Source organism: Pseudomonas sp. B37(2017), assembly GCF_002112885.1.
Classification (GTDB): Bacteria; Pseudomonadota; Gammaproteobacteria; order Pseudomonadales; family Pseudomonadaceae; genus Aquipseudomonas; species Aquipseudomonas paraglycinae.
Genome location: NZ_NEIX01000002.1, coordinates 184,014 through 197,813 on the forward strand (window position 1 = coordinate 184,014; position 13,800 = coordinate 197,813).

15 protein-coding genes are annotated in these 13,800 nt (G+C 61.8%); 10 read left to right on the forward strand and 5 right to left on the reverse strand.

The features are described from left to right. Positions 1–3 precede the first annotated feature (3 nt). Positions 4–345: a hypothetical protein gene (locus CAF90_RS07375; RefSeq protein WP_007959194.1), complete on the forward strand. Its 342-nt coding sequence runs from the start codon at positions 4–6 to the stop codon at positions 343–345. Here the strand turns inward: CAF90_RS07375 and CAF90_RS07380 are convergent. The 3 genes from CAF90_RS07380 to CAF90_RS07390 all read right to left on the reverse strand — a co-directional run bounded on the left by CAF90_RS07380 (position 315) and on the right by CAF90_RS07390 (position 2,948). After that, a complete protein-coding gene (locus tag CAF90_RS07380; RefSeq protein ID WP_085605392.1) occupies positions 315–1,526 on the reverse strand; it encodes an aminotransferase class V-fold PLP-dependent enzyme in 1,212 nt (403 codons plus the stop codon). The genes CAF90_RS07375 and CAF90_RS07380 overlap by 31 nt on opposite strands. Next, the gene (locus CAF90_RS07385; RefSeq protein WP_074691428.1) at positions 1,523–1,993 is read right to left on the reverse strand and encodes a RidA family protein; all 471 of its coding nucleotides are present in this window, start codon (positions 1,991–1,993) and stop codon (positions 1,523–1,525) included. The genes CAF90_RS07380 and CAF90_RS07385 overlap by 4 nt, the downstream gene beginning before the upstream one ends. 88 nt (positions 1,994–2,081) lie before the next feature. Further along, complete coding sequence (locus CAF90_RS07390) at positions 2,082–2,948, reverse strand: LysR substrate-binding domain-containing protein (RefSeq protein WP_085605394.1); 867 nt, start codon at positions 2,946–2,948, stop codon at positions 2,082–2,084. A 185-nt stretch (positions 2,949–3,133) separates the two neighbouring features. Here CAF90_RS07390 and CAF90_RS29540 point away from each other — a divergent pair, with 185 nt between their 5' ends. Then, complete coding sequence (locus CAF90_RS29540; RefSeq protein WP_007959203.1) at positions 3,134–3,295, forward strand: hypothetical protein; 162 nt, start codon at positions 3,134–3,136, stop codon at positions 3,293–3,295. A gap of 145 nt (positions 3,296–3,440) precedes the next feature. Further along, positions 3,441–3,557, forward strand: coding sequence for a cytochrome c oxidase subunit CcoM (gene ccoM / locus CAF90_RS29800; RefSeq protein ID WP_007959205.1), 117 nt, complete (start codon positions 3,441–3,443; stop codon positions 3,555–3,557). A gap of 556 nt (positions 3,558–4,113) precedes the next feature. On the opposite strand, the gene CAF90_RS07395 is transcribed toward ccoM, so the two are convergent. Both CAF90_RS07395 and CAF90_RS07400 read right to left on the reverse strand, forming a co-directional pair. Next, on the reverse strand, positions 4,114–5,589 hold the full coding sequence (locus CAF90_RS07395; protein WP_007957824.1) for an inorganic phosphate transporter: 1,476 nt from the start codon (positions 5,587–5,589) through the stop codon (positions 4,114–4,116). 375 nt (positions 5,590–5,964) lie between these two features. Beyond that, on the reverse strand, positions 5,965–6,165 hold the full coding sequence (locus CAF90_RS07400) for a hypothetical protein (protein ID WP_007957826.1): 201 nt from the start codon (positions 6,163–6,165) through the stop codon (positions 5,965–5,967). Positions 6,166–6,807: 642 nt separating this feature from the next. Here CAF90_RS07400 and pcaR point away from each other — a divergent pair. The 7 genes from pcaR (at position 6,808) to pcaG (ending at position 13,634) form a co-directional block, all read left to right on the forward strand. After that, a complete protein-coding gene (pcaR, locus tag CAF90_RS07405) occupies positions 6,808–7,650 on the forward strand; it encodes a pca regulon transcriptional regulator PcaR (RefSeq protein ID WP_007917109.1) in 843 nt (280 codons plus the stop codon). A gap of 295 nt (positions 7,651–7,945) precedes the next feature. Continuing rightward, positions 7,946–9,292, forward strand: a complete 1,347-nt coding sequence (locus tag CAF90_RS07410; protein ID WP_085605396.1) for an MFS transporter — start codon at positions 7,946–7,948, stop codon at positions 9,290–9,292. A gap of 194 nt (positions 9,293–9,486) precedes the next feature. Next, positions 9,487–10,344 (forward strand): CoA transferase subunit A, encoded by an 858-nt coding sequence (locus CAF90_RS07415; protein WP_003222404.1) that lies wholly within the window; start codon positions 9,487–9,489, stop codon positions 10,342–10,344. Then, complete coding sequence (locus CAF90_RS07420) at positions 10,344–11,123, forward strand: CoA-transferase subunit beta (RefSeq protein ID WP_007957829.1); 780 nt, start codon at positions 10,344–10,346, stop codon at positions 11,121–11,123. The genes CAF90_RS07415 and CAF90_RS07420 overlap by 1 nt, the downstream gene beginning before the upstream one ends. After that, a complete protein-coding gene (pcaF, locus tag CAF90_RS07425) occupies positions 11,120–12,325 on the forward strand; it encodes a 3-oxoadipyl-CoA thiolase (RefSeq protein ID WP_170929363.1) in 1,206 nt (401 codons plus the stop codon). Before CAF90_RS07420 ends, pcaF begins: the two co-directional genes overlap by 4 nt. A 36-nt stretch (positions 12,326–12,361) precedes the next feature. Beyond that, complete coding sequence (gene pcaH / locus CAF90_RS07430; protein WP_085605400.1) at positions 12,362–13,066, forward strand: protocatechuate 3,4-dioxygenase subunit beta; 705 nt, start codon at positions 12,362–12,364, stop codon at positions 13,064–13,066. 1 nt (position 13,067) lies between these two features. After that, entirely contained in the window at positions 13,068–13,634 is a 567-nt protein-coding gene (gene pcaG / locus CAF90_RS07435) for a protocatechuate 3,4-dioxygenase subunit alpha (RefSeq protein WP_085605403.1), read from the forward strand. Positions 13,635–13,800 lie beyond the last annotated feature (166 nt).

Here is a 13,800-nt window from a genome sequence, read left to right on the forward strand (position 1 = left end):
CATATGCTGCCACCGATGCTCCCCCTGAGCGCCGTGCCGATCACCTCCCAGCAGGATCCGATCCGCCAGCGACCGGACATTCCCCCTGTGGTGCCGGTGCAGGAAAGCTCCAACGAAAGCACCATCGACCTGCAAAAGCGCGATCCGGAAGAGGACGGCTATCTGCTGCGCGAAGAGCAGCGTCGCCAGCAGGAACGCGATCGCCGGCGCCGCGAAGCCGACGACGACCCGGAAGCACACCTCGCCGTGCCCGGCACCGAACTGAATGCCGACAACACCGTGCCGGTGGCGCCGCTGATGGAAGATCAGCCGCGTCAGGGGCTTTGGGTCGACATCGAGATCTGAGGCCGGGCGGCCAGCTCCGTCAGGTTTTCCAGCAACACGTCGATCTCTTCTTGCGTGTTCAAGTAGCTCACCGCCACCCGCGCAATATTCGTCAGCCCGCGCGCCTGCATGTCCAGCGGCGTGTAGGCCACGCCATTGGCGCCGATGTTGATTCGTCGTTCGGCCAACGTCTGCTTGAGCGCCATGCTGTCCCAGCCTTCGAGCGTGAAGGCGATCAGCCCGGATTGTTGATTCGCCGTTCCGAGATCCCGCAGCGTCAGGCCGGGAATCGCCTTCAGGCGTTGGCGCAATCCGCTGCTCAGTTGTTCGATGCGCCGGCGGACGGGGATCGCGCCGAGGCGGTTGTACTCTTCCAGCGCATTGGCCAGCCCGGCCAGCAGTGCCAGTGACACTTCACTGGTTTCAAAGCGGCACGCGTCGTCGCGCAAGGTGAAGCGCTTGCCGTCCCATGGCGCCGACAAAACATCGCGTTGCACGGGGAGCAACCGTTGCAAAAATTGCGGCCGGATGTACATCAGCGCCGTGCCGCGCGGCCCGCGCAGGAATTTGCGCCCGGCACCCTTGAGCACGTCGCACTGCAAGTCTTGAACATCGCAAGGCAACTGGCCCAGCGCCTGACCGGCGTCGATGAAATAAGGGATGCCGTGGCGCCGCGCCACACTGCCGATCTGCGCGGCGGGGTTGATCAGGCCGCCGTTGGCCGGCAGCCAGGTCAGGGCGATCAGGCGTACCTGGCTGTCGATCATCTGCGCCAAGGCTTGCGGGTCGACCGCGCCATGGGCGTCACAAGGAATCACTTCGAGCCGCGCGCCGGCCTTCACCGCTTCGGCGATGCACGCCAGATTGCCGGCCCATTCATGGCGCCCCACCAGAATCCGCTCGCCGGGCTGCCACGGCCCCAGCGCGTTGAACGCCTGGCTCCAGGCCGCCGAGCCGCTGCTGGCGAAGGCTATGTCCTCGGGCTGGGCGTTGAACAAGGTGGCGGCCGCGATGCGCGCGCGTTCCTGTACCCGGTTGTTCGCCACTTCCATCGGCCCGCCGAGCGCTTCGCGTTGCAACTGTTCGATCACCGCGTCGAGGGTCGCCTGACTCGGCAACGAGGCGCCGGCGTGGTTGAAGTGGACCACCTGAGCGCAGCCGGGCGTGGCGGCGCGCAGGCGCGAGAGGTCGTCGATGTTCACGGTTTGAGCTCGAAGATCGCGTCGATTTCCACCGCGACGCCGGCCGGCAGGCTCGCCACACCGACCGCGGTGCGCACGTGCCGGCCCTTGTCGCCGAGGGCGTTGACCAGCAGGTTCGAGGCGCCGTTGGCGACGACGCCCTGAGCCTTGAAGTCCGGTGTGGCGGCCACGAAAACCCCGAGGCGCAGGATGCGTACCAGTTTCGACAGGTCATCGCCCAGCGCATGGCTCAACTGGGCGAGCAGGCCCAAGGCAGCCAGTTCGGCGGCGTTGGCCCCTTCTTCATCGGAGATCGCTTCGCCCAGTCGCCCGATGAACGCAGGTTTGCCGTCGAGCAATGGAATCTGCCCGGAGATGAACAACTGATTCTGGCTGACCACATGGTTGACGTAATTGGCGATTGGCTGACTCGGTTCGGGCAGGCGCAAGCCGAGTTGTTGAACGCGTTGGCTGAGGGAATCGGTCATGGGAAGTCCTCCTGAGTGAGGGCTTCAGCATGTTGATGCGAGCGAAGGGCGACAAACGGATAGATTTAATCCGACGCATCCAAAAAACTCATGCGTTCGCGGTTTCCTCCAGCCACTCGCAGAAACTTTGCGCAGCCGGAGTTTGTGGGCGTTGCGGGGTGACCAGCCAATAACCGATCTCGCCGAGCATTGGCGGCGTGTCGAAGGCCGGCACCAGCGCGCCTTCCTTGATCCGCCGTTCGATCATTCGCTGGCGACCCATGGCAATACCCTGACCGGCGACGGCTGCTTCGACGACGATGTTGTAGTCGTGGAGCATGACGCTGGGCACATGAGCCAGATCGATGCCGCTGTGTTGCTGCCAGTCGATCCATTCGAACGGCTGGTGCGACTTGGCCATCAGCAACGGCCCGTTGTTCACGCCTTTGGCCTTGAAGGCCGGGCTGCACACCGGCGTCAGGGTTTCAACCATGAACCGCCGGGCCTGGACTTTCGGCCAGCCGCCCTTGCCGTAGCGGATCGCCAGATCCACCTCGCCGGCGTCGACATCGGCCAGTTGCACGGCGGGCAGCAGTTCGACATGGATGTTCGGGTATTTCGCGTTGAAATCCGCCAGACGCGACGCCAGCCATAAAGTGGCGAAAGAGGCGAGCAGACCGATGCGCAGGGTGGTGGGGCGCTCGCCGCGCAGGTCGTGGGTGGCGGCGGCGATCGCGGCGAGGGCCGGCTCGATCTGCCGGTAGTATTGTTCGCCGGCGGGTGTCAGATCGATCGCCCGGGTGCGGCGCACGAACAGTCGCTGATCGAGGAATTCTTCGAGTTTGTGCACCTGATGGCTGATCGCGCTTTGGGTCACCGACAGCTCATCGGCAGCCTTGATGAAACTCAAATGGCGGGCCACGGCCTCAAAGGCGCGCAAGGCCATCAGCGGTGGCAGATCCTGATGCAGGGGCACGGCGCAGATCCTTCGGGTTCAGGGCGAGGCGCCGATTGTGCGGGCAAATCCGGTGGGCGGTACATGAATTGTTGTAGAGCGTTTAGGTCAGTGGCTGGTCAGCGCCTGCGTCAGGCCGCATTATTGGCGCAGTCCTGTCGGTGATCCGGCAGTTGTGATTCAGTCCAAGTGATGCACCGAACGCCATGAGCCAAGACGACAAGCTGATCGACCTCAACACCGAACGCGCCAAGCGGGTTCATGACCTCAACGAGAAGCGCCTGAATGAAGTACGCCAGGCTTTCGAGCAGGCCATGCCTTTGGGTAAACCGAAGAAAAAGCCGAAAAACAAACCGAAAAAGCGTTGATCTCCCCTGCATCCGTTGATGCAGGTCAGTTATTTCCCTTCCTTCCCTCCCCATGGTGACCGGCATTGATCCCGGTCAATTCCTGCGCCTGCCTGATTGGTTAACTTAGCTCCATCGCAGCAGAGCAGGGGCCAGGAGGCCAGTCATGTTTTTCGATAACGTGGTGTTTGCCGGGGTCCTGACTGTGGGGCTGATGGTTCTGTTTTTTGCAGGGTTTGGATTTTTTATCTGGAAGGATGCGAATAAGCGCAAGAAGCCTTGATTCTTTCGGGTTTGATGAGCACGCAAGGCATTTTGGGCAACTTCGGTTGCCCTTTTTTTTGTGTATTGGCGGCCTTTGGGCCGACCATGCTTTGGGTGTTTTTTGTGAATATCCGTTTTTGTGGGTGTTGCCGCTTATGGTTCCGCCCTTACGGCGGGTCACTTTGGCAAACGCCCCAAAGTAACCAAAGGGCTTGGCCCCTGCGTTCGGCGCCTCGCTTAGGCTCGGCGTTCCTTCGTTCCGGGATTCATCCGGGGGCATCGCCTACGGTTTGCTTCGCTGCACCTCCTCTCGATGTGTTTGGCTCCGCCAAACGGCGCTACGCGCCCACCCCCGGATAAATCCCTCCACTCAGCCTTCCGATGGGGCCGGCACGTCAAGAGCGGTACTCGAGCTAACGCTCATCGTGGTGAGTGGTGGGAAGCGGAAGCTAACAGCTTGATCGTTCCCACGCTCTGCGTGGGAATGCAGCCCGGGACGCTCCGCGTCCCATTTCTGAAGGCAACAAAAAAGGCGTGATCCTTTCGAATCACGCCTTTTTCATTTCAGCGGTCTATCAGCTACCCAGCGCTTTCGATGCCAGCCAGAACAGGCCGGCCGACAGGGCCACGGTGGCTGGCAGGGTCAGGACCCAGGCCAGCAGGATGGTTTTCACCGTGCCGCCTTGCAGGCCGCTTTTGTTGGCGACCATGGTGCCGGCAACGCCCGAGGAGAGGACGTGGGTGGTGGACACCGGCAGGCTGAAGATGTTGGCCATGCCGATCAGGCTGGCGGTGGTGATCTGGGCCGACATGCCTTGCGAGTAGGTCATGCCTTGTTTGCCGATCTTCTCACCGATGGTCAGTACCACGCGTTTCCAGCCAACCATGGTGCCCAGGCCCAGGGCCAGTGCGACCGCCAGAATTACCCAGAACGGGGCGTATTCGGTGGTGGTGGTCAGGTCTTTGCGCAGTTTGTCCAGGTCAGCCTTTTCACGCGGTGCCAGGCCTGGCAGTTTGCTGACTTTCTTCGCGGTGTCGTCCAGGCAGAGCAGGTAGCGACGCACTTCGATGCGGCTTTCCGAGGACAGCGAGTGGTAGTCCGCTACACCTTTGAGGGTGTCGAGGAGGGCGGCGATGGTCGGTTCGGTCTGTTGCGGGTTGCAACGGAATTTCTCCGGCAGGTCGCCTTCCACGCTTTTGCCCAGGGCCAGGAATTCGCCCAGGGTGTCGGCGTTGCGCTTGTAGAACTGGCTCAGGTGCAGGGTAGCGTCGCGGGTACGTTCGATCTGGTAGGTGGTGCTGTTCAGGTCGAGTACGAACTGCGCAGGCACGATACCGATCAGTACCAGCATGATCAGGCCGATACCTTTCTGGCCGTCGTTGGAGCCGTGCACGAAGCTCACGGCCATGGCCGAGATCACCAGGACCAGGCGGTTCCAGAACGGTGGGTGCTTCTTGTCGTCGATCTTGCGGCGCTGTTCCGGCGTCTTGTGCATCTTCGACAGCGGGCGCCACCACTTCAGGCCGATCAGCACCAGCGCGGCGATCAGGAATCCGGCCATCGGCGAGAACACCAGCGAGGCGCCGATATCGATCGCTTTCTGCCAGTTGACGCCGTCGGCCAGTGGAATTTCGTTGATCAGGGCGTTGGCCAGGCCGACACCGAGGATCGAACCGATCAGCGTGTGCGAGCTGGAGGCCGGGATACCGAAGTACCAGGTGCCCAGGTTCCAGGCGATCGCGGCGGCGAGCAGCGAGAACACCATTGCCAGACCATGGCCGGTGTTTACGTTGATCAACAGTTCTACCGGCAGCAGGTGCACGATGGCATACGCCACGCCAACGCCGCCCAGCAGTACGCCGAGGAAGTTGAACACGCCCGAGAAGAACACCGCCAGGTGAGGCGGCATCGCTTTGGTGTAGATAACAGTGGCTACCGCGTTAGCGGTGTCATGAAATCCATTGATGAACTCGAAGGCGAGGACAAATGTCAGGGCGAGCAGGAGGCTCACAAGCACCCAGGCATCCAGTCCGCTGAATAAATCGATCATGAAGGTTTTCTGACCCGGTCATAAGGGGGCGCGATTATGCCAGAAAAGACTGGAAATCGATCCCCTACCTGCTCATCGGTAAGCGTCTTCGCCAAATTAATTTGTATCAAGGTGCATTACCCAAGCTTTTTACAGGGTTTTGCAAGGTGTTGATTCAATTGAGAAAAATGCGATGCGCCGGCGGATTGGCCGGTTGTCGGGAGGGGGCTGAAACTTGTATGAAATATCTGAGAAACGCGTCTGACATGCTCCAGACCTGTGCAATACAGGGGAGTTGGCCGCTGCCCGCGGGTAGCGGGCGCGCAAGGCATCGTCAGTCCACCGTGCTTGTAACCCGGTGAGTACGCTTACCCTCGAAAGTCTCAAAGGAAGGCATCACGGCTCTTCGGCTTTGAGTTCCTCTTCCATTTTTTTCAGTTCTTGCTGGAAGACCTGATCCTGAACGGTAGGGCGTTTACGCCAGGCTTTGCGTTCTGGTTCGGGCTGGGCGGCGTAGGTGGTGACTTCCCCGCCGTAAACTTCCTTGTAACGTTGTTCCTGGCGCTCAAGTTCCGCGCGCAGTTCGTCTTTCGTCACAGTGCTACCTGTATGAGTTGAGATAAATGTCTGGTGAACGCACTGCAACGAATCATTTAACCGGTTCACCAACAAGCGCTCGCCCGGACAGGCAGCGGTGTTGTCGGGAAGACGGTCAGGACTTCCATGTTGCAGGCGGCTACGGCACCAGATTAAAACTGACGCAGCATCAGTTTCCTGTTTCAGCGAGCGCGCTGGCGGTGCGTGAGTAATGAGCATCAGGCGCTGGCCGGGGCCGGCGGCGATGGACATCGCGCCAGCGGGTGGCACCGTCGGCAAATAAAAGCGCGGTGTCACTGAGGTGCATTATAGCGGCCGAATCGGGATTGACTATCTTTGCCAAGTTAAAAACGGTTCCGGATGTGTGATTGTTTTGTGACGTGCAACTTTCATCAATAGTTGCATCGTTGTTGCGCAGTGTTTGGTTTCTGGCGCCATTTAGTCGAACAACTAAGGCGCTTAAACCGCACCGGCGTTCCAAGTTCAAATCCGGCCTGCACAGCCCGGCCGAGGAGGCGAGGGCGATTGCGATTATCGGTCGACGGTTCGATAATCGCCCGGTGTTGGCGGTCTGTCGCTTGTGTATCCGCCGGCGAGCCGCTTGTATAGCCGTTGATCCGAACAAGAAAAAAAGGACCTGACATGAACGATCAAATGCGCAATTCCTTCACCTCGGTAGCGCCGCCGATCGTCGCTTCGCCGGCCAAGCGTATCCAGGCCCTGACCGGTGATCCGGATTTCATGACCTCCCTGGCCCGTGGCTTGGCGGTGGTGCAGGCGTTTCAGGAGCGCAAGCGCCACCTGACCATCGCCCAGATCAGCCACCGCACGGAAATTCCCCGCGCCGCCGTGCGCCGTTGCCTGCACACACTGATCAAACTCGGTTATGCCACCACCGACGGGCGCACTTATTCGCTTTTGCCCAAAGTGCTGACTCTCGGTCACGCCTATCTGTCTTCGACGCCGCTGGCGGTCTCGGCCCAGCCGTACCTCGACCGCATGAGCGAGCAACTGCACGAGGCCTGCAACATGGCCACGCTGGAAGGCGACGACATTCTCTACATCGCCCGTTCGGCCACCACTCAGCGTCTGATTTCGGTGGACCTCTCGGTGGGCGGGCGTTTGCCGGCGTACTGCACGTCCATGGGACGGATCCTGCTGGCGGCGCTGGACGACACCTCGCTGCGCGAATACCTCGACCACGCCGAACTGGTCGCCAAGACCAGCCGCACGATTCACACCCCCGACGCCTTGCTCGAATGCCTGCAGGAAGTGCGGCAGCAGGGCTGGTGCATCGTCGATCAGGAACTGGAGCAGGGCCTGCGTTCGATTGCCGTGCCGGTCTACGACGCTTCCGGCCAGGTGGTGGCCGCGCTCAATGTCAGCACCCACGCCGGTCGCGTCAGTCGTACCGAGCTGGAGCAGCGCTTTCTGCCGGGCCTGTTGAGCGCCAGTCGCGACCTCAGCGCGCAATTGTTTGCCTGATGAAGGTGTTCGATAAACGCACAGAGTTGCGTTTATCGAATTGACGCTAAAACCCCCGGATCATTAATGTCGCGGCAGCGTCATCCGGCGCGAATGTGAATGAGCCCGCCGGATTGTCGACTCCCATAATAATGACAAGAGGCAACTTCCCATGCGCACGTTCCCCGACTGTCGCCGCTCCCGTTCCTGTTGCCGGTATTAGCGCAACGCCAGATTCCTTCCTTATATAGTTGTGACCGTGCCGCTCTCTGGCCGGCCGCCGTTCGACTGCGTTTTCTTGCGTGGAATAAAAATAATGAACCAGCCTCAGTCCGCTGTGGGTCACTGCCTCGACGTGCAGTCCTTCATCAATGCCCAACCGATCTCGCGCTATCAATGGCGAGTGGTGATTCTGTGTTTCCTGATTGTGTTCCTCGATGGCCTCGACACCGCGGCCATGGGTTTTATCGCGCCGGCCCTGTCCCAGGACTGGGGCATCGACCGCGCCAGCCTTGGCCCGGTGATGAGCGCCGCGCTGATCGGCATGGTCTTTGGCGCGCTGGGCTCCGGGCCATTGGCTGACCGCTTCGGGCGAAAAGTCGTACTGGTCGGCGCGGTTTTTCTGTTCGGTGCTTTCAGCCTGGCTTCGGCCTACGCCACCAATGTCGATCAACTGCTGGTGCTGCGTTTCCTTACCGGTCTGGGCCTGGGCGCCGGCATGCCGAACGCCACCACGCTGCTGTCGGAATACACCCCGGAGCGCAAAAAATCGCTTCTGGTGACCAGCATGTTCTGTGGCTTCAACCTCGGCATGGCCGGCGGCGGATTCATCTCGGCCAAGCTGATCCCGGCATTCGGCTGGCACAGCCTGCTGCTGATCGGCGGGATCCTGCCGCTGATCCTCACCGTGGTGTTGCTGCTCTGGCTGCCGGAATCGGCGCGTTATCTGGTGGTGCGCAATCGCGGCACCGACAAAGTGCGCAAGACCCTCGCGCCCATTGACCCGTCCACCGTCGCTCAGGCCGCGAGTTTCAGCGTGCCGGAACAGAAAACCGTCAAAGCGCGCAATGTGTTCGCGGTGATTTTCTCCGGCACCTACAGCGTCGGCACGTTGCTGCTGTGGCTGACCTACTTCATGGGCCTGGTGATCGTTTACCTGCTGACCAGCTGGCTGCCGACCCTGATGCGCGACAGTGGCGCGAGCATGGAGCAGGCGGCGTTCATCGGCGCGCTGTTCCAGTTCGGTGGGGTGTTGAGCGCGGTGGGCGTAGGCTGGGCGATGGACCGGTTCAATCCGCACAAGGTGATCGGCATTTTCTACCTGCTGGCCGGGGTGTTTGCCTACGCCGTGGGGCAGAGCCTGGGCGACATCACGCTGCTGGCAACGCTGGTGCTGGTGGCGGGCATGTGCGTCAACGGCGCGCAATCGGCGATGCCGTCGCTGGCGGCGCGGTTTTATCCGACGCAGGGTCGGGCGACCGGTGTGTCGTGGATGCTCGGGATCGGCCGGTTCGGCGCGATTCTCGGGGCGTGGATGGGCGCGACCTTGCTGGGCCTGGGCTGGAATTTCGAACAGGTGCTTACGGCGCTGGTGATTCCGGCGGGCCTGGCTACCGCAGCGGTAGTGATCAAGGGCCTGGTCAGTCACGCGGACGCGACGTGATATCCACTTCCTTCACTCCCGCACGCGGTGCGGGAGTGATCATTAGGCAGATAACAATCTGTTCGATAAACGAACACTCAGTCGATTATCGGATTGTTTGGCGAAAATCAGCGGCTTAATCTTCAGTGACTCCGGCGCAGAACCTCGCGCCTTTTTATCACTGGCGATTCATTACAAAAACAGGAGCCCGCTCCATGGCTGAGATCCTTTCGCTGCACGACGCGGTGAAGCAATTCGTCAACGACGGCGACACCGTCGCGCTCGAAGGCTTCACTCACCTGATCCCTACGGCGGCGGGTCATGAAATCATTCGTCAGGGCAAGAAAGATCTGACTCTGGTGCGGATGACGCCTGACCTGATCTACGACCAACTGATCGGCGCCGGCTGTGCACGCAAGCTGATCTTCTCCTGGGGCGGCAACCCTGGCGTGGGTTCGCTGCACCGTCTGCGCGACGCGGTCGAGAAGCAATGGCCGCATGCGCTGGAAATCGAAGAACACAGCCACGCCGACCTGGCCAATGCCTACGTCGCCGGCGCCTCCGGCCTACCGTTCGCGGTACTGCGGGCCTACGCCGGTTCCGACCTGCCGAAGGTCAACCCGCTGATCAAATCCGTAACGTGCCCGTTCACCGGTGAAGTGCTGGCGGCGGTGCCGTCGGTGCGTCCGGACGTGACCGTGATCCACGCCCAGAAGGCCGACCGTCAGGGCAACGTGCTGCTGTGGGGCATCCTCGGTGTGCAGAAAGAAGCCGCACTGGCCGCCAAGCGTTGCATCGTCACAGTCGAAGAAATCGTCGACAACCTCAACGCCCCGATGAACGCCTGCGTGCTGCCGACCTGGGCCTTGAGCGCGGTCTGCCATGTACCCGGTGGCGCGCATCCGTCCTACGCCCACGGTTACACCGAGCGTGACAACCGTTTCTATCAGGCGTGGGATCCGATCGCCCGCGACCGTGAGACGTTTACCGCGTGGATCAACGAATACATCCATGGCTGCGCTGACTTCAGCGAGTTCCAGGCCAAGTTGGCCGCTGCTTCGGAGGCCAAGTAATGACTTACACCACCAATGAAATGATGACCGTTGCGGCGGCCCGTCGCCTGAAGAACGGCTCGGTGTGCTTCGTCGGCATCGGCCTGCCGTCGAAAGCCGCCAACCTGGCGCGCCTGACCTCGTCGCCGGACGTGGTGCTGATCTACGAATCCGGCCCTATCGGCGCCAAACCCAGCGTGTTGCCACTGTCGATCGGTGATGGCGAACTGGCGGAAACCGCTGACACTGTCGTGCCGACCGGTGAAATTTTTCGCTACTGGTTGCAGGGCGGACGCATCGACGTCGGTTTCCTTGGCGCAGCCCAGGTCGACCGTTTCGGCAACATCAACACCACCGTGGTCGGCGACTATCACCAGCCGAAAGTACGCCTGCCCGGTGCCGGTGGCGCGCCGGAAATTGCCGGCTCCGCTAAAAGCGTGCTGATCATCCTTAAACAGTCGGCACGTTCGTTTGTCGACAAGCTCGATTTCATTACTTCGGTCGGACATGGCGAGGGCGGCGACTCGCGCAAACGTCTGGGCTTGCCGGGCGCCGGCCCGGTCGGGATCATCACCGACCTGTGCATCATGGAGCCGGAAGAGGGCACCCATGAATTCGTGGTCACCGCGCTGCACCCGGGCGTGACCCGCGAGCAAGTGGTTGCCGCCACCGGTTGGGCGATCCGTTTTGCCGACAGCGTGGCCACTACCGCCGAACCGACTGAAGTCGAGCTGACCGCCCTGCGCGATCTCGAAGCCCGTACTGCAGCGGCCCACGGTCAGGCACCGGGAGAAGCATGATGCGCGACGTTTATATCTGCGATGCGATTCGTACCCCCATCGGCCGTTTCGGTGGCGGTCTGGCTGCTGTTCGCGCTGACGATCTGGCCGCTGTGCCGATCAAGGCCCTGATGGAGCGCAATCCGTCGGTGGACTGGAACGCCATCGACGAAGTATTCCTCGGCTGCGCCAACCAGGCCGGCGAAGACAACCGCAACGTCGCGCGCATGGCGCTGTTGCTGGCCGGTCTGCCGGACAGCGTTCCGGGCGTCACCCTCAATCGCCTTTGCGCGTCGGGCATGGACGCCATCGGCACGGCGTTCCGCGCCATCGCCAGCGGCGAAATGGAGCTGGCGATTGCCGGCGGCGTCGAGTCGATGTCCCGCGCGCCGTTCGTGATGGGCAAGGCCGACGCGGCGTTTTCGCGCAACATGAAACTGGAAGACACCACCATCGGCTGGCGTTTCATCAACCCGTTGATGAAGGCCCAGTACGGCGTCGACGCGATGCCGCAGACCGCCGACAACGTCGCCGACGATTACGAAATTTCCCGTGAGGATCAGGACACTTTCGCCCTGCGCAGTCAGCAACGTACTGCCGCTGCCCAGGCTGCCGGCTACTTCGCCGAGGAAATCGTCGAAGTGCGGATCGCCCACAAGAAGGGTGAAACCGTGGTCAGCCAGGACGAACACCCTCGCGCCGACACCACGCTTGAAGCCCTGACCAAATTGAAACCGGTCAACGGCCCTGACAAGACCGTCACCGCCGGCAACGCTTCGGGCGTCAACGACGGTGCCGCCGCGCTGATTCTGGCTTCGGCCGAAGCAGTGAAAAAACACGGTCTGACCGCCCGCGCCAAAGTGCTGGGCATGGCCAGCGCCGGGGTCGCGCCACGGGTGATGGGCATCGGCCCGGTGCCGGCGGTGCGCAAACTCACCGAACGCCTCGGCGTGGCGGTCAGCGATTTCGATGTGATCGAACTCAACGAGGCGTTTGCAAGCCAGGGTCTGGCGGTGCTGCGCGAGCTGGGGCTGGCGGACGACGCAGCCCAGGTCAACCCGAACGGCGGCGCGATTGCCCTCGGTCACCCGTTGGGCATGAGCGGCGCGCGGCTGGTGCTGACTGCGCTGCATCAGCTGGAAAAGACCGGTGGCAAGAAAGGTCTGGCGACCATGTGCGTCGGTGTCGGCCAGGGTCTGGCCCTGGCCATCGAACGCGTCTGACGCAAGCCGTGACGAACAAGAACAGAGGAAAGCGAAATGACTGACAAGCCTGGCTACCGCCGCCCGCAGGAAGGCACCCAGCCGCCGTACCTGCACCCGACCTATCAATCCACCAATCTGCGCTCGCCGTCCAAGCCGTTGGTGTTTCTGCCGCATTCGCTGTCGGAAATCACCGGCCCGACCATCGGCGCCGAGCGTGTGGCCGACACCGATAACGATCTGACCGCCCAGCATCAGGGTGAACCGCTCGGCGAGCGGATCATCATTCACGGGCGTGTGCTCGACGAAGACGGTCTGCCGGTGCCGGGGATTCTGGTGGAGATCTGGCAGGCCAACGCCGCCGGTCGCTACAACCACGCTCGCGACCTGCATGACGCACCGCTGGACCCGAACTTCACCGGCACCGGCCGCACCGTGACCGACGCCGATGGCTGGTATCAGTTCCAGACCATCAAGCCCGGCGCCTATCCGTGGGGCAACCACCACAACGCCTGGCGCCCGGCGCATGTGCATTTTTCGCTGTTCGGGCCGAGCATCCTGACGCGCCTGGTCACGCAGATGTATTTCCCGGGCGACCCGCTGCTGCCGTACGACCCGATCTACAACTGCGTGCCGGACACCTCGGCCAAGGAACGCCTGATCGCCGCTTTCGATCTGGAAAAAACCATTCCGTCCTACGCCCTCGCTTATCGCTGGGACATCGTGCTGCGCGGCCGCGAAGCCACGCCGATGGAGAAATGAGATGACCCTGACTGCGACCACGTCCCACACTGTCGGGCCGTATTACCACATCGGCCTGACCTGGCTGAACCGTGAAAACCTCGCCAACGAACTGACCCTCGGCCAGCGCGTGGCGATCAGCGGGCAAGTGGTGGATGGCAACGGCGATGTCGTCAACGACGCCATGCTCGAAGTCTGGCAGGCCAACGCCGCCGGCAAATACGATCATCCGGAAGACGAGCAGGCCAAACCGCTCGATCCGAATTTCGAAGGTTTCGGCCGGGTGCCGGTGGATGCCGAAGGGCGCTTCCGTTTCACCACCATCAAGCCGGGCACGGTCGAAGGCCTGAAAGGCTCGACCCAGGCGCCGCACCTGGTGGTGCTGGTGTTCGCGCGCGGGTTGGTGAAGCACTTGCTGACGCGGATTTATTTCGAGGGCGATCCGGCGAACGTCGATGACCCGCTGCTCGAATGCGTACCGGCCGAGCGCCGCACCACGTTGCTGGCGAAGCCGGATGCAGCGGGGGTTTATCAGTGGAATGTGATTCTGCAGGGCACTGATGCGGAAACCGTGTTCTTCGATTATTGAAAGAACACCGATCGTTCCCGCGCAGAGTAGTGATCGTTCCCACGCTCCGCGTGGGAATGCCGCCATGGACGCTCTGCGTCCACTGTGACGCGGAGCGTCACGGTATGCATTCCCACGCAGAGCGTGGGAACGATCTGAGGTCCGTGTTGCTGATCCAATGTGGAAC